Annotated in this window: 21 protein-coding genes and 1 pseudogene; 12 read left to right on the top strand and 10 right to left on the bottom strand. The window is 68.9% G+C overall.

Features of this window, described 5'->3' with window-relative positions:
• Window positions 1-60 precede the first annotated feature (60 nt).
• The 4 genes and pseudogenes from ACFQ9K_RS29805 (at window position 61) to ACFQ9K_RS29790 (ending at window position 3,206) form a co-directional block, all read left to right on the top strand.
• Window positions 61-771, top strand: coding sequence for a hypothetical protein (locus ACFQ9K_RS29805; RefSeq protein WP_378720080.1), 711 nt, complete (start codon window positions 61-63; stop codon window positions 769-771).
• Window positions 772-866: 95 nt separating this feature from the next.
• Window positions 867-2,297 (top strand): SDR family NAD(P)-dependent oxidoreductase, encoded by a 1,431-nt coding sequence (locus tag ACFQ9K_RS29800; RefSeq protein ID WP_378720081.1) that lies wholly within the window; start codon window positions 867-869, stop codon window positions 2,295-2,297.
• Window positions 2,298-2,416: 119 nt separating this feature from the next.
• Window positions 2,417-2,800 (top strand): annotated as a pseudogene (locus tag ACFQ9K_RS29795) (O-methyltransferase); the annotation flags it as partial.
• A gap of 16 nt (window positions 2,801-2,816) precedes the next feature.
• Window positions 2,817-3,206 carry a DUF2784 domain-containing protein gene (locus tag ACFQ9K_RS29790; RefSeq protein WP_378720083.1) on the top strand — a complete coding sequence of 130 codons (390 nt, stop codon included), beginning with the start codon at window positions 2,817-2,819 and terminating at the stop codon, window positions 3,204-3,206.
• A gap of 34 nt (window positions 3,207-3,240) precedes the next feature.
• On the opposite strand, the gene ACFQ9K_RS29785 is transcribed toward ACFQ9K_RS29790, so the two are convergent.
• Window positions 3,241-4,014: a thioesterase II family protein gene (locus ACFQ9K_RS29785; protein WP_378720085.1), complete on the bottom strand. Its 774-nt coding sequence runs from the start codon at window positions 4,012-4,014 to the stop codon at window positions 3,241-3,243.
• A 40-nt stretch (window positions 4,015-4,054) separates the two neighbouring features.
• Here ACFQ9K_RS29785 and ACFQ9K_RS29780 point away from each other — a divergent pair, with 40 nt between their 5' ends.
• The 3 genes from ACFQ9K_RS29780 (at window position 4,055) to ACFQ9K_RS29770 (ending at window position 7,393) form a co-directional block, all read left to right on the top strand.
• A complete protein-coding gene (locus ACFQ9K_RS29780) occupies window positions 4,055-5,401 on the top strand; it encodes a CoA transferase (protein ID WP_378720087.1) in 1,347 nt (448 codons plus the stop codon).
• Window positions 5,402-5,463: 62 nt separating this feature from the next.
• A complete protein-coding gene (locus ACFQ9K_RS29775) occupies window positions 5,464-6,486 on the top strand; it encodes a nucleoside hydrolase (RefSeq protein WP_378720136.1) in 1,023 nt (340 codons plus the stop codon).
• Window positions 6,479-7,393: an amidohydrolase family protein gene (locus tag ACFQ9K_RS29770; RefSeq protein WP_378720088.1), complete on the top strand. Its 915-nt coding sequence runs from the start codon at window positions 6,479-6,481 to the stop codon at window positions 7,391-7,393. Before ACFQ9K_RS29775 ends, ACFQ9K_RS29770 begins: the two co-directional genes overlap by 8 nt.
• Here the strand turns inward: ACFQ9K_RS29770 and ACFQ9K_RS29765 are convergent.
• Window positions 7,390-7,674 (bottom strand): hypothetical protein, encoded by a 285-nt coding sequence (locus ACFQ9K_RS29765; RefSeq protein ID WP_378720090.1) that lies wholly within the window; start codon window positions 7,672-7,674, stop codon window positions 7,390-7,392. The genes ACFQ9K_RS29770 and ACFQ9K_RS29765 overlap by 4 nt on opposite strands.
• A 31-nt stretch (window positions 7,675-7,705) precedes the next feature.
• Window positions 7,706-8,347: an NAD(P)-dependent oxidoreductase gene (locus ACFQ9K_RS29760; protein ID WP_378720091.1), complete on the bottom strand. Its 642-nt coding sequence runs from the start codon at window positions 8,345-8,347 to the stop codon at window positions 7,706-7,708.
• A 117-nt stretch (window positions 8,348-8,464) separates the two neighbouring features.
• On the opposite strand from ACFQ9K_RS29760, the gene ACFQ9K_RS29755 reads away from it, so the two are divergent.
• Complete coding sequence (locus tag ACFQ9K_RS29755; RefSeq protein WP_378720092.1) at window positions 8,465-8,959, top strand: MarR family winged helix-turn-helix transcriptional regulator; 495 nt, start codon at window positions 8,465-8,467, stop codon at window positions 8,957-8,959.
• A 67-nt stretch (window positions 8,960-9,026) separates the two neighbouring features.
• Here the strand turns inward: ACFQ9K_RS29755 and ACFQ9K_RS29750 are convergent, their stop codons facing one another.
• Window positions 9,027-9,482, bottom strand: a complete 456-nt coding sequence (locus ACFQ9K_RS29750; protein ID WP_378720094.1) for a hypothetical protein — start codon at window positions 9,480-9,482, stop codon at window positions 9,027-9,029.
• Between the two features lie 277 nt (window positions 9,483-9,759).
• Between ACFQ9K_RS29750 and ACFQ9K_RS29745 the strand changes: the two genes are divergently transcribed.
• The gene (locus ACFQ9K_RS29745) at window positions 9,760-10,110 is read left to right on the top strand and encodes a hypothetical protein (protein WP_378720095.1); all 351 of its coding nucleotides are present in this window, start codon (window positions 9,760-9,762) and stop codon (window positions 10,108-10,110) included.
• Between the two features lie 10 nt (window positions 10,111-10,120).
• Here the strand turns inward: ACFQ9K_RS29745 and meaB are convergent, their stop codons facing one another.
• From meaB to ACFQ9K_RS29730, 3 genes are read right to left on the bottom strand one after another with little or no spacing between them, the layout of a single operon-like run.
• Window positions 10,121-11,230 (bottom strand): methylmalonyl Co-A mutase-associated GTPase MeaB, encoded by a 1,110-nt coding sequence (meaB, locus tag ACFQ9K_RS29740; protein ID WP_378720096.1) that lies wholly within the window; start codon window positions 11,228-11,230, stop codon window positions 10,121-10,123.
• Window positions 11,227-13,521 carry a methylmalonyl-CoA mutase gene (gene scpA / locus ACFQ9K_RS29735; RefSeq protein WP_378720097.1) on the bottom strand — a complete coding sequence of 765 codons (2,295 nt, stop codon included), beginning with the start codon at window positions 13,519-13,521 and terminating at the stop codon, window positions 11,227-11,229. Before scpA ends, meaB begins: the two co-directional genes overlap by 4 nt.
• Window positions 13,521-15,398: a methylmalonyl-CoA mutase family protein gene (locus ACFQ9K_RS29730; RefSeq protein WP_378720099.1), complete on the bottom strand. Its 1,878-nt coding sequence runs from the start codon at window positions 15,396-15,398 to the stop codon at window positions 13,521-13,523. The genes scpA and ACFQ9K_RS29730 overlap by 1 nt, the downstream gene beginning before the upstream one ends.
• Before the next feature lie 181 nt (window positions 15,399-15,579).
• Here ACFQ9K_RS29730 and ACFQ9K_RS29725 point away from each other — a divergent pair, with 181 nt between their 5' ends.
• A complete protein-coding gene (locus ACFQ9K_RS29725) occupies window positions 15,580-16,260 on the top strand; it encodes a TVP38/TMEM64 family protein (protein WP_378720101.1) in 681 nt (226 codons plus the stop codon).
• An 84-nt stretch (window positions 16,261-16,344) separates the two neighbouring features.
• Here the strand turns inward: ACFQ9K_RS29725 and ACFQ9K_RS29720 are convergent, their stop codons facing one another.
• The 3 genes from ACFQ9K_RS29720 to ACFQ9K_RS29710 form a co-directional block, all read right to left on the bottom strand.
• Window positions 16,345-17,247, bottom strand: a complete 903-nt coding sequence (locus tag ACFQ9K_RS29720) for a S1C family serine protease (protein ID WP_378720138.1) — start codon at window positions 17,245-17,247, stop codon at window positions 16,345-16,347.
• A gap of 176 nt (window positions 17,248-17,423) precedes the next feature.
• Complete coding sequence (locus ACFQ9K_RS29715) at window positions 17,424-17,708, bottom strand: hypothetical protein (protein ID WP_378720103.1); 285 nt, start codon at window positions 17,706-17,708, stop codon at window positions 17,424-17,426.
• Window positions 17,709-17,932: 224 nt separating this feature from the next.
• The gene (locus ACFQ9K_RS29710; RefSeq protein ID WP_378720105.1) at window positions 17,933-18,313 is read right to left on the bottom strand and encodes a VOC family protein; all 381 of its coding nucleotides are present in this window, start codon (window positions 18,311-18,313) and stop codon (window positions 17,933-17,935) included.
• Between the two features lie 167 nt (window positions 18,314-18,480).
• Here ACFQ9K_RS29710 and ACFQ9K_RS29705 point away from each other — a divergent pair, with 167 nt between their 5' ends.
• Entirely contained in the window at window positions 18,481-19,305 is an 825-nt protein-coding gene (locus tag ACFQ9K_RS29705; RefSeq protein WP_378720107.1) for an amino acid-binding protein, read from the top strand.
• A gap of 124 nt (window positions 19,306-19,429) precedes the next feature.
• Entirely contained in the window at window positions 19,430-20,308 is an 879-nt protein-coding gene (locus tag ACFQ9K_RS29700; protein ID WP_378720109.1) for a metal-dependent hydrolase, read from the top strand.
• The last annotated feature ends 19 nt before the right edge of the window (window positions 20,309-20,327 follow it).

The following is a 20,327-nucleotide window of genomic DNA, read 5'->3' as shown; positions in this document are numbered from 1 at the left end:
AGGCCCCCTAGCCTCAGCAACGCCGGATGGCTGCACGAACCGTTGACGCCGGTCGGCGCGATGCGGCCATACCCGGACGGGCGGGTGCCGCCGCAACCGCTGCGCCGCTGGAAACAGCCGGGCGGCAACCGAGGTCGGCTCTGGACCCTCGGCACGCTGGCCGGCGTCTCGACGCTCGTGGTGGTCGCGGTGCTCGGCGTGTCCGACAGCCATCCCGCGGCGCCGGAGCCGGACCTGCGCGGCTATCACTACGTCGACAATCTCTGCGCGATCACCGACACCGCGCCCTATCTGCGCGCCGGATTCGTGCTGGCGCCGTCCAGTTCGGCGACGCTGCGCTACCCGCTGCATCAGACCCGCCTGCACCCCGCCCTCGACACGATGAACTGCACGATCCGGCTCGCCCCGCCCGGACCGAGCGAGCGCGCCGACGACACCACGCTCCTGGTGAACGCGGCGGTGCACAAGCGCGCCGATCCGGGGCCCGAGTTCACCGCCCGGTTCGAGACCTGGACGCAGGCCGCGCTCGCCGAGGCTGACCGGGTCAGCAAGGTCGACGGGCTCGGCGACGAGGCCTATCTGGTGCGCAAGGAGACCCAGCACGCGCAGAACACCGGCGTCACCCTGGCCATCCGGGACGGCTGGACCACCTTCGAGATCAGCTGGCTGCACCCGCCGTCGGTGGTCACCACCACCGACATCAAGGTGCCGGAAGTCGTCGAATTGCTGAAGCACACCGCGGCCACCACCATGGCCCTGCTGCGCGCCTAGGCCGCCGAGAGGTAACCGGGCGGCGACCAGGTCGCGGAGTTTGCGACAATGGTCGGGTCGATTTCCCAGCTCACCGAAGGATGCCTGTACCACCGATGGCCGAAAGCATGATCGATCCGGACGAGCTCGCGACCTGTCTGCGGGTACTGGACCAGGCCGGGCAGCTGGAAAAGGAGCATCCCGACTCGGTGGCGGTGCAGCGCGCGGTCGGCCACATGTTCAAAAAGCTCAAGCAGCGCCGCCGGATCGAGGCCAGGACGGCGGTGGCCGCGGCGGACCGCGAGGTCATCGCCGCGACGGCCACCGGGTCACCGCAGCGGATCGACGACGAGACCGCGGGCATCCCGCTCGCCTCGAACGCGCGCGGGGCGACCGCGGGCACGCTGATCCGAGCACGGCCCTGCTACATCTGCAAGCAGCCGTACACGCAGGTCGACGCGTTCTACCACCAGCTGTGCCCGGAGTGCGCCGCGAGCAGCCACGGCAAGCGGGACGCTCGTACCGATCTGACCGGCCGCCGCGCCCTGCTCACCGGCGGGCGTGCCAAGATCGGCATGTACATCGCCCTGCGGCTGCTGCGCGACGGCGCGCACACCACCATCACCACCCGCTTCCCGAACGACGCCATCCGCCGCTTCGCCGCCATGGACGACAGCGCGGACTGGCTGCACCGGCTGCGCGTGGTCGGCATCGATCTGCGCGATCCGGCGCAGGTGGTCGCGCTCGCCGACGATGTCGCGGCGCAGGGCCCGCTCGACATCCTGATCAACAACGCCGCCCAGACCGTGCGCCGCTCCCCCGGCTCGTACAGCGCGCTGATCGACGCCGAGTCCGGTCCGCTGCCCGCCGGCGCGCTGCCCGACGTGGTGACCTTCGGCAAGACGATGCAGGCGCACCCCACCGCGCTCACCGCCTCGCTCACCCCGACGCTGTCCGCGGCCGACATCGCCGAACTCGCGCTGGTCGCGGGATCGGCCACGCCCGAACGCATTTCGCGCGGCATCGCGATCGACGCCGGCGGCCTGGTGCCGGATCTCGCGCACACCAACAGCTGGGTGCAGACCGTCGCCGAGGTGGACCCGACCGAACTGCTCGAAGTGCAGCTGTGCAATTCGGTCGCGCCGTTCATCCTCGTCTCGCGGCTGCGCCCGGCCATGGCGGCCGCGGCGGCCCGGCGCAAGTACATCGTCAACGTCTCGGCGATGGAGGGCCAGTTCTCCCGCGCCTACAAGGGCCCCGGCCACCCGCACACCAACATGGCCAAGGCCGCGCTCAACATGCTGACCCGCACCAGCGCGGGCGAGATGCTCGAAGCCGACGGCATCCTGATGACCGCCGTCGACACCGGCTGGATCACCGACGAGCGCCCCCACTACACCAAGGTCCGCCTCGCCGAGGAAGGCTTCCACGCCCCCCTCGACCTGGTCGACGGCGCCGCCCGCGTCTACGACCCGATCGTCCAGGGCGAGAACGGCATAGACCTCCACGGCTGCTTCCTCAAGGACTACCGCCCGTCCCCCTGGTAGTCCGCAGGCGCTCCGAGCAGAATCGGCCGCAGATCGAGTTCGAGGAGCGGCGTGTCGAATCAGGGTGGGCTGGGGGCGGTGGTGCGTGATCGGCTGCCGTTTTTGCGGTGGTCGACTATGCCGGAATCGCCCGTGCGGTGATCGAACACGCGGGCCTGGCCGACCGGATCACCGTGGTGGTCGGCATGATCGGCGATGGCGGGGCGACCATGCGGTGCCTGGCCATCGAGCACGACTTCGGGCCCGGCGCAGTCGATTTCGTGTTCATCGATCATCTGGAGACCGCGTACCTGCCCGATCTGAAGGCGATCCTGGCGGCGGGTTGGTTGCACCCGGGCACCGTCGTGGTGGCCGACAACGTCAGGATTCCCGGCGCGCCCGGGTATCGGCGCTACCTGCGCGAACACGAAGGTTCGCGCTGGCGCACCATCGAGCACAAGACCCACCTCGAATACCAATCCCTGGTCGCCGATCTCGTGCTCGAATCCGAATACCTCGGCTGACGGCTACGCTGGGACAATGCTGTACCGGCTGCTTGCCGACGCCATCGCCGCGGCGCACTTCGGATTCGTGGCCTACGTGGTCGTCGGCGGTTTCCTCGCGTGGCGCCGGCCGCGCAGCATCTGGCTGCACCTGATCGCGGTCGGCTGGGGCTTCAGCACGATTCTGTTCGGGCAGGAATGCCCGCTGACCAATGCGGAGAATTGGGCGCGACATCGAGCCGGTGTGGCCGGGCTGCCGCCGACCGGGTTCATCGACCACTACATCACCGGGGTGATCTATCCGGACAACGCGCTCGGGCTGGTGCGGGTACTTGTCGCGGTGTGTGTCGTGACGTCCTGGGCGGGATACGCATGGCAGCGGCGGCGGGCAGCCGGAACGACCACCCGCCTTCCGGCATCCCCTTAGCTACATGTCGGAATAGATTGCCCGACAGCCGATTTCAAGCACGTGATCGGTCGCGCGCGAGCCGCTCGGTGACCACCTTCGCCACCTCGGCGGGGCGCTCGTCCAGATAGAAATGACCGCCGGGAAACGTTGCGCGGTCGAAGGTTCCGGTGGTGAAGTCGCGCCACTCGTCGGCCTGGTCCGGAGTCATCGTCGGGTCCTCGGTGCTGACGAGCGCGACGATGTCGGCGGCCAGCGGAGCGCCGGGGGTGTACCGATAGGTCTCCACGGCCTGATAGTCGCCGCGCACGGCGGGCAGCACCAATTCCGCGAGACTCGGTTCGTCGCGCAGCATCTGGATCGGCGCGGGATCGGCGGCCAACCGCTCCAGCTCCGCGATCAGGTCGGCGTCGGAACCCTCGTGGACGCGCTGGGTCTCGACGAAAGTCGGTGCGGGACGGCCGGAGACGAACAGCGTCGTCAACGCCTGCCCCTTACGCTCCAGCCGGCGCGCGGTTTCGAACGCGACTGTTGCGCCCATGCTATGACCGAATAACGCTAGCCCATCGAGGATTCCGAGCTTCAGCACTTCTTCGGCAACCCGTTCGGCGAGCGTCTCGAGTTCGGTGATCGGCGCCTCGCCGAGCCGATCCTGCCGCCCCGGATACTGCACCGCGGCCACCTCGATGCCCGAACCGAACTGTTTGGCCACATCGCGATAGGCGGTCGCCGGACCGCCGCCCGGCGGGAAACACAGCAGGTGGTGTCGGGGAGTCGCGTCGGAGCGCAGGCTCCGCAGCCAGTCACCGGACGCGATCGATCTGCCCATGTATAACTCCTTCTCAGACGGAACTATTACGCTCTTTCGCGTGAACGCGCACACACGGCTGGTCCACGACTACGAAGCCGGAATCGGTGTCACCCCCTCTGCCATTACGCCCTCGCCCGACCCCGGCAGCAATCTGGCTGCGACACTTCCGGTCTGGTCGCTGGCCGCCGGGTCGGTCGCCGCGCTGATCGCCGCCGCCAACCGAATCCGCGGCGTGCGCGGGCTCGACCCCGTGCCGCACCGCATCGATCCCGCGCGCATCACCGCGGCATTCTGTAGCGAACGGCTGCTCAGCATCGGCGGTCGCCCCGCGACGATGTTCGGCGACCTCTCCGGATTCTTCCCCACCTTCGACGGCTGGGTGCGCACGCACGCCAACTACCCGCACCATCGCGACCGGCTGCTCACCGCGCTCGGGCTGCCGCTCGACGCGCCGTTCGATCTGGCGGTCGCCCAGATGGCGATGAGTCGCGCGGCCGACATCGAGGATCATGCTGCCGCGCACGGTGCGATCGCGGTGCGGGTGCGCACCGAGCAGGAGTGGCTGGGCAGCGCCGAGGGGTGGGCCGCCACGATGGGGCCGCTGGTCGCGATCGATCAGCGCGCCGACCGCGGGGAGCCCGGATTGCCGGTCGGGGCGGCGCCGTTCCAGCCGTTGCGCGGGCTGCGGGTGCTCGACCTGACCAGGGTGATCGCCGGGCCGGTGGCGACGCGGACATTGGCGTTGCTCGGCGCGGACGTGCTGCGGGTGGATCCGCCGGGGCTGCCCGAAATCGCCTGGCAGTACGCGGATACGGGGCAGGGCAAGCGGTCGACCCTGGTCGATCTGTGGGCGCAGCTGCCGCTGATCCGGGATCTGCTGGCCTCGGCCGATGTGCTGGTCACCGGGTATCGGCCGGGGTCGCTGGAACGCGCGGGGCTGACCGCCGCGATCCGGCCGGGCATGGTGCACGGCCGGGTGAGCGCCTGGGGTGAGGCGGGGCCCTGGGCCGAGCGACGTGGATTCGACAGCATCGTGCAAGCGGCGTCCGGGATTTCGATCGCCGAGGGCGCGCCGTCGGTGCCGAGCGCGCTGCCCGCGCAAGCGCTGGACCACGCCTCCGGCTACCTGCTCGCCGCGGGCGTCATCGACGCGCTGGCCGCGCGCGCGTCCGACGGCATCGGCCGTGACGTGCGAGTCTCCTTGGCGCGCACCGCCTCCTGGCTGCTCGCCGCGCCGGATCGCACGCCCCGCCACCCACCCGCCGCCCTGCCCGACCCCACCGAGGTCATGTCGTACGGGGACGTCATCACCGCGACGCCCGCCATCGCGGAGTACCCGGCCTACAGCTGGCCCGCCCCCGCTTACGGCGGTGATCGCCCGGCCTGGCCGCTGAAGACCCACTGACCACCGCGCGGAGCCGAGGCGAGACCGGCGGTTAGTCTCGTCGGGTGCGGCAGAAGATCATCATGGATGTCGATACCGGGGTCGACGATTCCCTCGCGCTGCTCTACCTCCTCGCGTCGCCGGAGGCCGAGATCGTCGGGATCGCGTCGACCGCGGGCAACGTGCCCGCCCCGCAGGTGGCGGCGAACAATCTCGCCTGGCTGGACGTGTGCCGGGCGCCGGAGATCGAGGTGGCGCTCGGGGCCGCCGAGCCGCTGGCGATCCCGCTGCGCACCACCGAGGACACGCACGGGCCGCAGGGGGTCGGCTATGCCGAGCTGCCGCAGTCCTCGCGCACGCTGTCGTCCCGGTCGGCCGCGCAGCTGTGGGTCGATCTGGTGCGCGCGCAGCCAGGGGCGATCGTTGGTCTGTGCACGGGGCCGCTGACCAATCTGGCGTTGGCCCTGCGGCTCGAACCCGAGTTGCCGACGCTGTTGCGCCGGCTGGTGATCATGGGTGGCGCGTTCAACCATCCCGGAAACACCACGCCCACCAACGAGTGGAACGTGCACGTCGATCCGGAGGCCGCCAAGGAGGTCTTCGACGCGTTTTCCGCCGCGCCCGCCGACCGCAGGCCGATCGTCTGCGCGCTCGACATCACCGAGACCATCGAGATGCGGCCGAAGCATCTGGCGCGGCTGGCCGAGCGCGCGGGCAGCGTTCCGGTGGAGACGGTTTCGGAGACCGATCCGCCCGAGGCCCGGTCGGCGGCGAGCAATCCGATCGTCCGCTACGCCACCGACGCGGTGCGGTTCTACTTCGACTTCCATCGCCACTACGACCTCGGTTACCTCGCGCACATGCACGATCCGTTCGCCGCGGCGGTCGCGCTCGATCCCGCGCTTGCCGTCACCCGCCCGGCGACGGTCGACGTCGAGCTGGCCGGCACGTTGACCCGCGCGACCACGGTGGCCGACTGGGCGGGCATGTGGGGCCGGGAACCCAACGCGGACATCGTGATCGGCACCGATCAGGAGCTGTTCTTCGATCGGCTGATCACCAGGGTCGGCGACTTCGCGCGACAGGTGTACCCGCCGCATGTGTGAGACCGGAGCGACCGCAACCCGCGGCAACGACGACAACGCCTATCTCGCCGACTTCCGCGATCGGCTCGGGCTGCCCGGAATCATCGACGTGCACACGCATTTCATGCCGGAGCAGGTGCTGCGGAAGGTGTGGGCGTACTTCGATTCGGCCGGCCCGCTCACCGCCCGCACCTGGCCGATCACCTATCGGGACGACGAGCAGGTCCGGCTGAAGACGTTGCGCGGCTTCGGCGTTCGCGCGTTCAGCGCGCTGGTCTATCCGCACAAGCCCGGCATGGGCGCCTGGCTCAACGAATGGACGGCCGAGTTCGCCGAGCGGACCACCGATTGCCTGCACACCGCGACGTTCTATCCCGAGCCGGGCGCCGACGACTATGTCGCGGAAGCGATTCGGCGTGGTGCGCGGCTGTTCAAGGTGCACATCCAGGTCGGCGGGTTCGATCCCGGTGATCCGCTGCTCGACCCGGTGTGGGGGCTGGTCCAGGACGCGCGGACACCGGTGGTGATCCACTGCGGATCCGGGCCGGTGGCCGGGGAATTCACCGGACCAGGACCCATTGCCGCACTGCTGCGGCGGTTTCCGCGGTTGCGGCTGATCGTCGCGCACATGGGCGCTCCCGAGTACGGCGAATTCTTCGATCTGGCCGAGAAATACCCCGACGTCCGCTTCGACACCACCATGACGTTCACCGACTTCTTCGAAGAGGTCGACCCGTTCCCGCCCGGTGAACGCGGTCGGCTGCGTTCCTTCGCCGACCGCATCCTGTTCGGCAGCGACTTCCCGAACATCCCGTACACCTACGACCACGCCGTCTACGCGCTGGAGCGACTCGACCTCGGGGACGAGTGGATGCGCAAGGTCTGCTACCGGAACGCCGCAGACCTCTTCGGTATCGCGCAGGGCTAGTCCAGGTCCGCGCGGGTGCGGCCGTCGGCATCCGGCAGGGCCACGGTGATGGTGTCGATACCGGCATTGTCCTGCAGTGAGCCGAAATAGAAGCTGACGCGACCACCCGGGGACAACGCGTGCACGATCCGCACCAGGTCCTCGCGGCATTCCGCGGTGTACCAGTTGGTGACGCCGCGCGGCCGCCACTCCCAGGCGACGAGCGAGCCGGCCTGGTCCAGTCGCTCGATCACGCCGCTGCGCACGATCGCCTGCCAGCAGGTGCGCTCCGATTCGGTCATCTGCACTTCCTCTGCTTCCGGTGGGCGGCGCTCAGGCCGCACCCACGGTGAATCTGGTGCGCCGATGCACGGGACGTTCGGCCTCGTCGAGCAGCGCGACCGCGAAGTCCTCGATCGAGATCGTCGAGGCGCCGTCGGCGCGGATGAGCAGCTCGTCGACGCCGCGGCGGTAGGTACCGGTCCGCTCCCCCGGCACCAACTCGGCCGGTGGGCTCAAATACGTCCAGTCCGCGACGGTTTCGGCGCGGCACAGTGCGAGCTGATCCGCGCAGGCCTGGGCGATCGGACGCAATTCCGCCGGGAAGTCCGGGGTTTCGTGCAACGTCGCACCGTCGGCGTCCGGCACCAGCAGCGTCGCCGCACCGCCGACGACCAACAGGCGGACGCCGTTGTGCGCCAACGCTTTCAATAGTACCGAGGTAAGCTCCGGCAGTTCGTGTTCCCGACCGGACGGCGGCCGGGTCGCGGTGATCACGAGATCCTGTCCGGCACTGAGCGTTACGACGTCGTCGAGGTCGGCCGCGTCGCCGATCCGCACCGCCGCCCCGGCGGGCACGGCGGCCGCGCGGGCCGGGTCGCGGACCACCGCGACGACCTCGTGACCGCGCGCCAACGCCTCGGCCACCACCCTGCTGCCCACGTCCCCTGTCGCGCCGAACACCGTGATGCGCATGATTCGTCCTCCTCCGGACTCGGTATCGAGTTGCTTAGCTCTAAGTAACTTAACTTAGCGCTGAGCAATTCCGTCCATGAGATACCTCACCACTGAGATATTCGTTAGAGTGCGGTGGTGACCGATCACGTCGACCGCGTTCTGGCGCAATGGCAGGCTCAACGCCCCGACCTGGACGTCTCCCCCATGGCCGTGTTCGGGCGGCTGTCCAGGCTGAGTCAGATCACCGGCACCGAACTGCGCAAGACCTTTGCCGCACACGGCCTCGACGCCGCATCCTTCGACGTCCTGGCCACGCTGCGGCGCAGCGAGCCGCCGCACCGGCTGACCCCGACCGAGCTGATGCACTCATCGATGGTCACGTCCGGCGCGATCACGCAACGCCTGGATCGCCTCGAAGAACGCGGCCTGGTGCGCCGGTCACCCAACGAATCGGACGGCCGCGGCATTCACGTGTCGCTCACCGAGGCCGGCCGTGAGCTCATCGACGACGCGCTCCCCGACCATGTCGCCACCGAGGAGCGGTTGCTCGACCCGCTCACCCCGAAGCAGCGCGCGGCACTCGCCGACACGCTACGGGTACTGCTCGAATCCCTCGGCGACGCACCCTGATTCGACGCCACGCCGGTCTATGCCCAGGCGCAGGCCGATCCTCGCATGCCCACCATGAGCACGCCGGTCAGGCGTGCGGCAATGCGGCGACCAGACCGCGAATGTAGTTGACGCGCTGCTCGGTATCGAAGACCTGCGCGCGATCGGTGATCTTCACCTGGGTCGCGTAGTAGAACCCGGTCCCCTGCACACTCACCTGCACGAAACCCTGGATCTTCTCCTCCTTGACCGCCAGGAACACCAGTCCGAGCAGGCAGAAGACCATCAGCAGCACGGCGAGCACGATCGCGTACGACGGAATGCGCTGATCGACGGTCGTCTGATTGGTGACGATCCACGTGGTGCCCGCCAGCGGATGCTGCCCGGACGGCGTCAGCACCTGCGTTCCGGTGCACCCGATGTCTCCGACGGTGACCAGCACCGGCTCCGGATTCCATTGCGGCGGAGGCGGTTCCGGACCGGACACCCACTGCGGCCGCACCATGCCGGATTCGGACGGCCGAGCGATAGCCTCATCGGACATCACCAGCACCTCCTTCGCCGTCGCCGAGGGAAGGATCCCCCCGCACAGATCGGCCGGCGAGTCCTCGTCGCCGCGTCATCGCCAGCCGAGGAACCTTCCAATTTACTACTCGTCAACGCCGCTCGACAACTAGCAGATACTCGGCAAATATCGACCGGAGCCGAGAACTGCGCAGGTAGACGGCATGCATCAGGCAACAGGCGAGCCAGCTGAAGACCAACTCCGACCAACGGGCGACCGATCAGCGCTCCATGCGCTCGTGCGCGCGGGGGTCGATATGCGGGTCGTCGATTGGTTCGGTCAGACCCACCGCGCCGAGCCATGGCTGAGCGTCATCCCCCTCGGCGAGCCACGGCGCGGCGTCGCACTGCTGCGGCACCGCGGCGGCAGTGGGCGCGCGGACAAGTTCGAGCAGGCGATCGCGGACATCGAAACTCGGCACGGCGACCGGATTCTGCCCGTCACCACCGAGGTCGTGCCGGTGTGGACGCGGATCAGCATCCGGCCGACCGACATGGCCGGCGGGCTCATCGCGGCGACCGCGCTAGTACATGGAGTCGCCGTGGTCACTCGGAATGTGCAGCACTTCCAAGAGACGGGGGCCGCGGTGCTCGACCCGCTCGGGTGAGCACCGCAGCTCAGTGCGTATCGAAGGCGCGGAGCAGTTCCTCGGCGGCGAGGGCGGCGGTGAGGGTTCCGTCGCGGACCTGGCTTTCCACCTGGGCGCGAATGGCTTTCACGTTGGGATTGTCGGCCAGGCGGCGCAGGAGCTGGTCGTGCACCATGGTCCAGGTCCAGTTGACCTGCTGACGACGGCGCTTCTCGTCGAATTCGCCCGCGTCGGTGAGGACTCGGCGGTGTTCGAGCACGGTGGACCAGAACTTGTCCAGGCCGGTGCCCTCCAGACCGCTCATGGTGAGCACCGGCGGGCGCCACAGCGCGTCGTGCGGATGGATCAGGCGCAGCGCGCCGGCCAGTTCGCGGGCGGCGGACTTCGCCTCCAGCTCGTGCTTGCCGTCGGCCTTGTTGACCGCCACCAGGTCGGCGAGCTCGAGCACGCCTTTCTTGATGCCCTGCAACTGATCTCCGGTGCGGGCCAGGGTGAGGAAGCAGAACACGTCGACCATGTTCGCGACGGTGACCTCGGATTGGCCGACGCCGACCGTCTCCACCAGGATCACGTCGTAACCGGCGGCCTCGAGCAGCACGATGGTCTCACGGGTCGCCTTGGCCACGCCGCCGAGCGTGCCCGCGGTGGGCGAGGGGCGGATATAGGCGTTGCGCTCCACCGACAGTCGAGCCATCCGGGTCTTGTCGCCGAGGATGGAACCGCCGGTGCGGGTGGACGACGGATCGACCGCGAGCACCGCGACCCGATGGCCCTTGCCGATCAGATCCATGCCGAGCGCGTCGATGAACGTCGACTTGCCGACGCCAGGAACACCGGTGATGCCAACCCGATTCGACACCACGGCGTTCGCGGAGCTGTGCCGGTCCGGCGTCAGCTTCAGCAGCAGCTGCTGCGCGAGGTCCCGGTGATCCGCGCGGGTCGATTCGACCAGGGTGATCGCGCGCGCGAGCGCGGCCCGCTCCCCCGCGCGCACGGCCTCCGCCATCGCGTCGACGTCGATCGTCCGGCTCGCCGACCGGCGGCCGCGGTCGGCCGGCGCACCGGGGCGACCCTCATCGGACGAATCCGATCGAAGGTCGCCGCCGGCCGAGGGAGCGACAGAGTTGTGCTCGCTCATTCGCCCTCGGCGGAATCCCCGGCACCGCTGCCGCTTTCGGACCCCAGCTCGGGATGACCGAGCTCGGTGGCCAGCTTCTTCAGCAGATCGATCGCGGCGTCCGCGATGACGGTGCCCGGCGGGAAGATCGCCGCCGCGCCCGCCTCGTACAGCGCGTCGAAGTCGCCGGGCGGGATGACGCCGCCGACGATGACCATGATGTCCGGTCGCCCCGCATCGGCCAGTGCCTGCCGCAAGGCGGGCACCAGCGTGAGGTGGCCTGCCGCCAGCGAGGACACACCGACAACGTGCACGTCGTTGTCCGCCGCCTGCTGGGCCACCTCCTCGGGGGTCTGGAACAGCGGGCCCACGTCCACGTCGAAGCCGAGATCGGCGAAGGCGGTGGCGATCACCTTCTGGCCGCGGTCGTGACCGTCCTGCCCCATTTTCGCGACGAGGATACGCGGGCGACGGCCTTCCGCCTCGGCGAACTCCTCGACCAGATCGCTCGCCTTGGTGATGTTGCTGACCTTCCCTGCCTCGTCGCGGTACACACCGGAGAGGGTACGGATCTCGGCCTGGTGGCGGCCGTAGACCTGCTCCAGCGCGTCGGAGATCTCGCCGACGGTCGCCTTGGCGCGCGCGGCGTCGATGGCGAGGGCCAGCAGGTTGTTCTCCATGCCGCCCGCGGAAGCGGCCGCGGCACGGGTCAATGCGGCCAGCGCGCGTTCGACCTCGGCCGAATCCCGGTCGGCGCGCAGCTGACGCAGCTTCTCGATCTGCTCCGCGCGCACCCGCGAGTTCTCCACCTTGAGGACCTCGACCTGCTGGTCCTCCTCGGCCTGATACTTGTTGATGCCGATCACCGGCTGCTGCCCGGTGTCGATCCGCGCCTGCGTGCGCGCGGCGGCCTCCTCGATGCGCAGCTTCGGAATGCCCTCGCCGATCGCCTGCGCCATCCCGCCGTGCGCCTCCACCTCGGCGATGTGCGCGCGTGCCCGGTTGGCCAGCTGATGGGTCAGCCACTCGACGTAATACGAACCGCCCCACGGGTCAACGGGCCGGGTGGTCTTGGACTCCTGCTGGATGAGCAGCTGGGTGTTGCGCGCGATGCGGGCGGAGAAGTCGGTCGGCAGGGCGAGCGCCTCGTCCAGCGCGTTGGTGTGCAGCGACTGGGTGTGCCCCTGGGTCGCGGCCATCGCCTCGATGCAGGTGCGCGCGACGTTGTTGTACGCGTCCTGCGCGGTGAGCGACCAGCCGGAGGTCTGCGAATGGGTGCGCAGCGACAGCGATTTCGAGCTCTTCGGCTCGAACTTCGCGACCAGCTCGCTCCACAGCAGCCGCCCGGCGCGCAGCTTGGCCACCTCCATGAAGAAGTTCATGCCGATGGCCCAGAAGAACGACAGCCGCGGCGCGAACTTGTCCACCGCCATGCCCGCGTCGATGCCGGCCCGGATGTACTCGACGCCGTCGGCGAGGGTGTAGGCCAGCTCCAGGTCGGCGGTCGCGCCGGCTTCCTGAATGTGGTAGCCGGAGATGGAGATCGAGTTGAACTTCGGCATCTTCGCGCTGGTGAACGCGAAGATATCGGAGATGATCCGCATCGAGGGCTTCGGCGGGTAGATGTAGGTGTTGCGGACCATGAACTCCTTCAGAATGTCGTTCTGAATGGTTCCGGCCAGCTGCTCCGGTCCGACGCCCTGCTCTTCTGCCGCAACGACATACAGCGCGAGGATCGGCAGCACCGCGCCGTTCATCGTCATCGACACGCTGACCTGGTCGAGCGGGATGTGGTCGAAGAGCTGACGCATGTCGAGGATGGAGTCGATGGCCACCCCGGCCATGCCGACGTCACCCTGCACCCGCGGATGATCGGAGTCGTAACCGCGATGCGTGGCGAGGTCGAAGGCGACCGACAGACCCTTCTGCCCGGCCTGAAGATTGCGGCGGTAGAAGGCATTCGAGTCCGCGGCGGTGGAGAAGCCCGCGTACTGGCGGATGGTCCACGGCTGGTTGACGTACATCGTCGGGTAGGGACCGCGGACGAACGGCGCGACGCCGGGCACGCTGTCGAGCGGATAGCCCTCGGCCACAACCGCATCCCGATCGGCCCTGGTGAACACCGGTGGCACGTCGATGCCCTCGGGCGTCGACCACACCAGCTGCTCGGGCGCATAGTGATTCGCCTTCGCGGCCTCGGCGACGAAGGCCTCGACCTGCGCGGAGTCCACGGCGGCCGGCTCCGGCGCCCGCTCGGTGAGCGGCACCTCGGCGAAATTGCCTATCACGTGCTTGATTTCACGAGTAGTCATCAGGCTCCCACCTTCTCCAACAGGCCGGACAACGCGGCGACCGCATCGATCTTCGCCGCGAGGAATCCGTCCGGACGCTGCGCGTCGGTCAGCTCGGCCACCGCCTTCGCGGCACCGGCCAGCAACACCGTTTCCACGCCGGCGGCGCGCAGCTGCTCCACCGCCGCACCGGCTTCCACGCCGTAGCGCTTGTCCGAACCACACAGGACCGCGATCGGCGCACCGGCCTCGGTGGCCGCCGCGGCGATCGCGTCCACGGTCAATGGTCCGGGATTGACGGACTCGATTCCACCGGAGGCCAACAGGTTTGCGATGAAGGTCACCCGAACGTTGTGTTCGGCCACCGAACCGAGCGGCACCAGCAGCGCCTTCGGCCGCGCGCCGTGCTCGGCCAGGTAGGCGTCGGACCGGTTGCGCAACGCCTCGAAGGTGGCGCCGTAGCGCGCCACCCGGCCGTCCGCGCGCGCCGCCTCGGACAGCGGGGGCTCGGCCAGGTTCGGGAACTCGTTCACCCCGGTCACCGACGTCTTCCGGTGTGCGACATCGGAATCGCGGGCGGCCTTGGTCGCCGCGATGCGCTCGGCGAGCAGGCCGGACTCGAGCGCGGCGAGATAGCCACCCGCCGCCTCGATCTCCTGCATGAACTCCCACGCCTTCGCGGCGAGCGCGCCGGTCAGGTCCTCGACGAACCAGGAACCGGCGGCCGGGTCCTGCACGAAACCCAGATGGGATTCCTCGAGCAGCAGCAGCTGGGTATTGCGCGCCATGCGGTCCGCGAACGACTTCGAGACGCCGAGTTCGCCCGCGGGCAAGGCCGAATCGAAGGTCAGCACGGTCACCGCGTCCGCACCCCCGACCCCCGCGCCGAACGCCGCGAGGGTGGTGCGCAGCAGGTTCACCCACGGGTCGCGCTGGGTCATCATGGCCGCGGAGGTGACCGCGTGCTGCGGTGCGCCGCCGAAATCCGGTGCGCCGCAGACGTGCGCGACGCGGGCCCAGAGCCGGCGGGCGGCCCGGAACTTGGCGACCGTGGCGAATTGATCGTCGGTGGCGGCGAAGCGGAAGCTCAGCTGCTCCAACGCATCCGCGATGTCGAGTCCCTCGCTGAGGGCGCGCAGGTAGGCCAGGCCCGCGGCGACGGCGGCGCCGAGTTCCTGGGCGTCGGAGGCGCCCGCGTTGTGGAATACCGTGCCGTCCACGGTGATCGCGCGCACCGCCTCGGCCCGCGCCACCGCGTTGGCGGCCAGGGTCACCGTGTCGGCGAGCTCGATATCGGCGACGCCGGCGAACCGGCTGGTGAGCGGGGCAGCCCCCAGCCAGACATGAATATCCTTGCGGGAGTTCGCCTCATACCCGTCGAGTGCGGCGTACAGCTGCGCAGCCGCGTCAGCGGTCGCGGTTCCCGCGTCCAAGGTCACCGGGGCGAGGTCGAACAGGAGTCCCGACAGCGCGGCGGGCAATTCCGCCGCGGGCACGCCGTTGTCGCCGACCCCGAGCCACACGGCGCTGACGCCGTTGCCCAGGCCCGCCATGATCTCCCGGTTCACCGCGGCCGCATCGCGACCGTCGAAGCGCGCGCTCACGTGCCAGCCGCGATGCACGTCGCGGGTGGCGTCGCCACCGCGCACGAACGGATACGCACCCGGCAGCGGCTGCTCGGGAAGTTCGTCCCGGCGCGTGTACAGCGGGGCGATGGTCAGCCCGTCGTACGTCGTCTCATCGAGCAGATGCTCTGGTTCCGCCGGCAGATCGGCGATCTCGACCCGCCGGACCTTCGCCAGCACCCCGGCCACGCCCTTACGCCACTCGGCGAACTGCGGCACCGGATCCGCGCCCGTGGGCGCCGATCCCGGTCCGGGCTCTGAAGCAATCGGCATAGCTTGCTTTCCTCTTCCACTCGACTGCAGGCGCACCCGTCATGTGTGCCGAAACCGCCGCATTCGCCCAGTTCAGCGACTACTTTGGTTAACGAGCATTCGTCCCGTTTCTTCTGATGCTAGCGGGAGCTCGGCAACGTGTTGTCCCCTAGTACCAGTACCACCCGGTAACCTGGCCCCGGTGACCAGGCTGATCCGTGACCCGCGCGTGCTGGCGTTGATCGCCGGCCTCGTCGTGTTGTTCGTCGCCGCGGTGCTGGTCCCGCTACCCAGCCCGCGCCAGATCCAGGACTGGGCCACCTCGGTCGGCCCGATCTTTCCGTTGCTGTTCTTCGTGGTGCACGCGCTGGTGACGGTCGCGCCGATTCCGCGCACGGTGTTCACGGTGAGCGCCGGGCTGCTGTTCGGGCCGGTGCTCGGCATCGCGCTCGCCGTGGGCGCGACCACGGTCAGCGCGGCCCTCGCGCTGCTGCTGGTGCGCGCGCTGGACCGCGAACAGGTCGCCTCCCGCCTCACCCATCCCGCCGTACGCGCCGTCGACGAACGCCTGCGGCGGCGCGGCTGGCTGGCCGTCGGCTCGCTGCGGCTGATCGCGGCCGTCCCGTTCTCGGTGATCAACTACTGCTGCGGACTGTCCTCGATCCGCTTCTGGCCGTACATGATCGCCACCCTGATCGGCGTCCTCCCCGGCACCATCGGCACGGTCATCCTCGGCGACGCCCTCACCGGCACCACCCACCCCGCCTTGATCGTCTTCTCCGCCGTCCTGATCGCCATCGGCCTGATCGGGCTCGTTCTCGACGCCCGCCTCACCACCGAAACCACCCTCCACCCCGAAGCACCCGCAACGGTCCCCGAGTAACCCGCCGCACACCCTTCGATTTCCCGCACACGCAATGGCATGCGAATCGATGTGCGGCGGGTCAGGAGGTGTGCGGCGAGGTGGTCAGTCGACGGTCAGTTCGATGGGGACGGCGACGACGTCGACCATGGCGCCGTTGCGCAGGACGGTGACGGGGAGTTCGATGCCGATGGCGTCGGCGAAGAGTTGGCGTTGAATGCCCTGGGCATCACGGACTTCCGCGCGCGCGACGCTGAGCACCAGGTCGCCGCGGCGCAGGCCGGCCTGCTCGGCGGGGCCGCCGCGCACGACCTCCATGATGCGGACGCCGGCGGCCTGCCCGGTGCGGGCGGCGACGGTGGCGGGGAGCGGGGCGGGCATGCCGACCAGGCCGAGGTAGGCGCGGCGGACGCGGCCGTCGGTGTGCAGGGTGCCGATGATGCGGCGGGTGGTGGCGTTGATCGGAATCGCAAGGCCGAGGCCGATTCCCGCGACGGCGGTATTGATGCCGACCACGCGGCCCGCCGAATCCGACAGCGCGCCACCGGAATTGCCGGGGTTGAGGGCGGCGTCGGTTTGGATCACGTCTTCGATCACCCGGCCTGCGCGGCGCGACGCGACGGGTACCGCGCGGCCCAGCGCGCTCACCACGCCCGCGGTGACCGAACCGGCCAGGCCCAGCGGGCTGCCCACGGCCACCACCAGTTGACCGACGACGAGTTCGTCCGCGTCGCCCAGCGTGACCGCGCCGGGCGCGCCGTTGCGCGAACGCAGCACCGCGAGATCCGACAGCGGATCGATACCGACGACATCGAACTTGGCTTCCACCCCGTCCGCGAACACCACCTCGCCGTTCGTGGCCGACCCGATGACGTGCGCGTTCGTCAGCATGAATCCGTCATCGGTGAACACCACCGCCGACCCGCTCCCCCGCCTGGTGCGCACGCTGGCGACGTGCGGCGTGACCGACGCGGCAACCCGAATCACCGTGCGCGAATAGGCATCCATCGCGGCGTCATCGGCCACGTCGACCACCACCCCTGATTACGCGTTTGCACCAACCCCTCCAGCATGCCCGCACTCCGGGGGCGGCGCACCGTGTTCACCGCAGGCGCAACCGAATCGACCGCCGGCCGTCACCTCGACGACTACCGGAAGAGCGTGGGAATCAACGCTATTCGAGGTCAGGCGGCAGGGCTCATGGTGGCGCCCTCGAAGAACTCGGACTCGGTCATACCGAGGCGCGTGGTGATGAGTTCGAGGGCGAGTCGCAGGACTTCCTGCGCGGTGGGGGCCACCACCTGCGACTGTTCGAGGCGGGTGCCGCATTCGACGCGGACCCGGCAGCGCCAGCCGGAGCCGGTCGGGTAGGGCTGGGGTCGGTCGATGGCGACGCTCATGCGCACGCCATCCCGGAGGAACTCGTTCGTGGCCAGCAGATTGTCGTCCGGCGTGATCATTATGGTCATTTCACGCACGTCCCATCACAGGCAATGTTGCAGCTACAAGTCGGTTCCGCATCGGATGCTCCCGGTATTACTCAACAGGCAGGGCACTTACGACTATCGGTTTGGCACGAATCTAACCCGATAGTCGTAACTCCGCAACATTTGAGCAAACATTTTGTCACGGTCGGCGCTCACCGGGCGGAAACCGCGCGCACCCCGGCGCGTCGGCCGCCCGCCCGAGCAGCTCAGAGTTCCGGCAACCGGCGCCGCAGCAGGCAGAATTCATTGCCTTCCGGATCGGCAAGCACATGCCAGCTGACGTCGTCGCCCTGGCCGATATCGACCGGCTCGGCGCCGAGCGCCAGTAACCGCGCCAACTCGGCGGCTTGATCGCGGTCGGTGGGATTGATGTCGATGTGCAGCCGGAGTTTCCCGTTCCGCGGCTCGTCGCTCGGGCTGAGAATGATCGTGGGCTGCGGTCCGCCGAAACCTTCGGCGGGCCCGATCTCGATGCTTCCGTCGCTGTCTCGATCGAGTTCGACATAACCGAGAACGGCACTCCAGAAAGCGGCGAGCCGTTCGGGGTCGGCGACGTCGAGGACCAATTCGGTTATGCGGGCAGCCATGGCGTCAGTGTACGTATCCGGCACTGTGCCCCCGGCCACGCAGCGCCCGTTCTGTGTCCGGCATCACGCCGTAAACACTTGCCGCTCAACGGCTTTCCGTTCCTATTTCACTGCGGCGTTACACATTCGGCACGGGATCGGAAATGATCATCGCCGACCCTGAGCGCATGCGCCCGATCCGAGCACGACATCGCGTCCACGTGCTGGCCTGCGACGTGTGCGGCCGGTTGCCGCACCCGCGCCGGGCGCGATTGACGCTGGCCAAATTGGCCGCGGTGTTCCCGGTCGAACTCGGGTTGCACGCCCTCGTCGTGTATTACCACCCGCCTTATCTGCTGACCGTCGCCTTGCTGACGATCAGCACGACCGTGCTCGTCATCTGGGTCGTCGAACCCTCCGCCACCCGCGTGCTCGGCGCGTGGTTGCACGCCCCAGAACTCCGCAGCCGCGACGACGTCGACCGTGCGCCCGCCCTGTGGCGCATCCGGGTCCGGGTCGACGACCGTCCCGGACAGCTGGAGGCGCTCACCGGACACCTCGCCCGCCGCGGCGCGAACATTCTCAATGTCCATGTGCACCAGCTCGAATCGGCCGTGCTGGACGAACTGGTCGTCGCCGCGCCGGCCGGCGTCACCCCGGACGCGCTGACCTCGGCGATCGTGCACGGCGGCGGCTCGTCGGTCCGCATCTGGCCTGCCTCCGCCTTCGCCCTGATCGACGGCCAGACCAAGGCGCTCGGCATCGCCGCCCGGGTCGCCGCCGACCCCGACGAACTCCCCCTCGCCATCGCCGAATTGCTCGGCGCCCGCTACCTCGCGCCCGGTAGCTTCGGTCACCGCGACCTCACATTCGACGGAACCACCCTGGTCGTGCCCTGGCAGGCGGATCGCCCGCTGATCTTCACCCGTCCCGACGAGCCGTTCACACCGGCCGAGAACGCCCGCGCACATCGCCTGACCGATCTGGCCCGCAGCGTCACCAGACACCGCTGACCAACAGTCGCAACAGAATTCCGCCTACCTGCGGTATCGCAAACGCCTCTTGCCCTATCCGTCTGAGACGGTATCGTACTAGTAGTACCGCATACTGACGGTACCGAGCTCAATGAGGTGCGAGATGACCGAGCAGAGTGTGCGTAGCAAGGAACGCACGGGCAGCGGATACCCGAGGGCGAGGCGAATCAGATTCCGCTTCGGCGAGCCGGTGCCCATGTCGAAGTACTACGCCGGCGGCGACATGGTGTTCAGCCACTTCATCGCCGGATTGTCCGCCGGATTCCCGCCCGGCGAGGAGTCGTTCATCCGATCCGTGCGCCGGTTCGCCGACCAGATCACCGACCCGGTGCTGAAGAAGCGGGTCGCCGGGTTCATCGGCCAGGAGGCGATGCACGGCCAGGAACACCGGCGGCTCAACGAGAAGCTGATCGAGCTGGGCTACGCCATCGAGTGGCTGGACGCGCCGGACGTCATCGAACGGCAGAAGCGGTTCGAACAGCGCCTCCCCGCCCGCCTGCATCTGGCCGCCACCGCGGCGGCCGAGCACTACACGGCGGTGCTGGCCGAGCGCGTGCTGTCGAGTCCGGAGATCCAGGCGCTGGCCGGTGACGACGAGGTCCGAAACCTGTTGAACTGGCACGCTTTCGAGGAACTCGAGCACAAGTCGGTGGCCTTCGACGTGTATCGCGCGGTGGGCGGCACGGAGACGATGCGCATCCTCACGATGGCGACCCTGGTCGCGCTGACCCTGCCGCTCACCGCGGTCTCGCTCACCGCGTCGATCAGCCGCGACCCGGACGCCCGGCGCTACCCGCTGAGCCTGGCCAGGGAGGCGTACACACTGTTCCGCGGGCCGGTGTTCCGCGGCATCGGCCGCGAACTGGTGCTGTATCTGCGGCCGGGCTTCCATCCCGACGACATCGACTCACGAGAGTTGCTGCAGCGCTGGCAGAAAGAGCTGTTCGGCACCGAGGGCAGCCTCGTCGATCACCTGAAGTAACCGATCCCCCACCGAAATA

Source organism: Nocardia sp. NPDC056564, assembly GCF_042793755.1.
GTDB lineage: Bacteria > Actinomycetota > Actinomycetes > Mycobacteriales > Mycobacteriaceae > Nocardia.
The sequence above is the reverse complement of the archived record's forward strand: the minus strand, read 5'-3'. Positions and strand labels throughout refer to the sequence as shown.

Excerpts from the sequence above, each read along its gene's own strand:
- ACFQ9K_RS29785 (WP_378720085.1), bottom strand. The coding sequence starts at position 4,014 with ATGGGCAGATCGATCGCGTCCGGTGACTGGCTGCGGAGCCTGCGCTCC.
- ACFQ9K_RS29750 (WP_378720094.1), bottom strand. The coding sequence starts at position 9,482 with ATGTCCGATGAGGCTATCGCTCGGCCGTCCGAATCCGGCATGGTGCGG.
- ACFQ9K_RS29775 (WP_378720136.1), top strand. The coding sequence starts at position 5,464 with ATGGATGTCGATACCGGGGTCGACGATTCCCTCGCGCTGCTCTACCTC.
- ACFQ9K_RS29715 (WP_378720103.1), bottom strand. The coding sequence starts at position 17,708 with ATGACCATAATGATCACGCCGGACGACAATCTGCTGGCCACGAACGAG.
- ACFQ9K_RS29710 (WP_378720105.1), bottom strand. The coding sequence starts at position 18,313 with ATGGCTGCCCGCATAACCGAATTGGTCCTCGACGTCGCCGACCCCGAA.
- scpA (WP_378720097.1), bottom strand. The coding sequence starts at position 13,521 with ATGACTACTCGTGAAATCAAGCACGTGATAGGCAATTTCGCCGAGGTG.
- ACFQ9K_RS29770 (WP_378720088.1), top strand. The coding sequence starts at position 6,479 with ATGTGTGAGACCGGAGCGACCGCAACCCGCGGCAACGACGACAACGCC.
- ACFQ9K_RS29720 (WP_378720138.1), bottom strand. The coding sequence starts at position 17,247 with ATGGATGCCTATTCGCGCACGGTGATTCGGGTTGCCGCGTCGGTCACG.
- ACFQ9K_RS29765 (WP_378720090.1), bottom strand. The coding sequence starts at position 7,674 with ATGACCGAATCGGAGCGCACCTGCTGGCAGGCGATCGTGCGCAGCGGC.
- meaB (WP_378720096.1), bottom strand. The coding sequence starts at position 11,230 with ATGAGCGAGCACAACTCTGTCGCTCCCTCGGCCGGCGGCGACCTTCGA.
- ACFQ9K_RS29805 (WP_378720080.1), top strand. The coding sequence starts at position 61 with ATGCGGCCATACCCGGACGGGCGGGTGCCGCCGCAACCGCTGCGCCGC.
- ACFQ9K_RS29730 (WP_378720099.1), bottom strand. The coding sequence starts at position 15,398 with ATGCCGATTGCTTCAGAGCCCGGACCGGGATCGGCGCCCACGGGCGCG.
- ACFQ9K_RS29800 (WP_378720081.1), top strand. The coding sequence starts at position 867 with ATGGCCGAAAGCATGATCGATCCGGACGAGCTCGCGACCTGTCTGCGG.
- ACFQ9K_RS29700 (WP_378720109.1), top strand. The coding sequence starts at position 19,430 with ATGACCGAGCAGAGTGTGCGTAGCAAGGAACGCACGGGCAGCGGATAC.
- ACFQ9K_RS29705 (WP_378720107.1), top strand. The coding sequence starts at position 18,481 with ATGCGCCCGATCCGAGCACGACATCGCGTCCACGTGCTGGCCTGCGAC.
- ACFQ9K_RS29745 (WP_378720095.1), top strand. The coding sequence starts at position 9,760 with ATGCGGGTCGTCGATTGGTTCGGTCAGACCCACCGCGCCGAGCCATGG.
- ACFQ9K_RS29790 (WP_378720083.1), top strand. The coding sequence starts at position 2,817 with ATGCTGTACCGGCTGCTTGCCGACGCCATCGCCGCGGCGCACTTCGGA.
- ACFQ9K_RS29760 (WP_378720091.1), bottom strand. The coding sequence starts at position 8,347 with ATGCGCATCACGGTGTTCGGCGCGACAGGGGACGTGGGCAGCAGGGTG.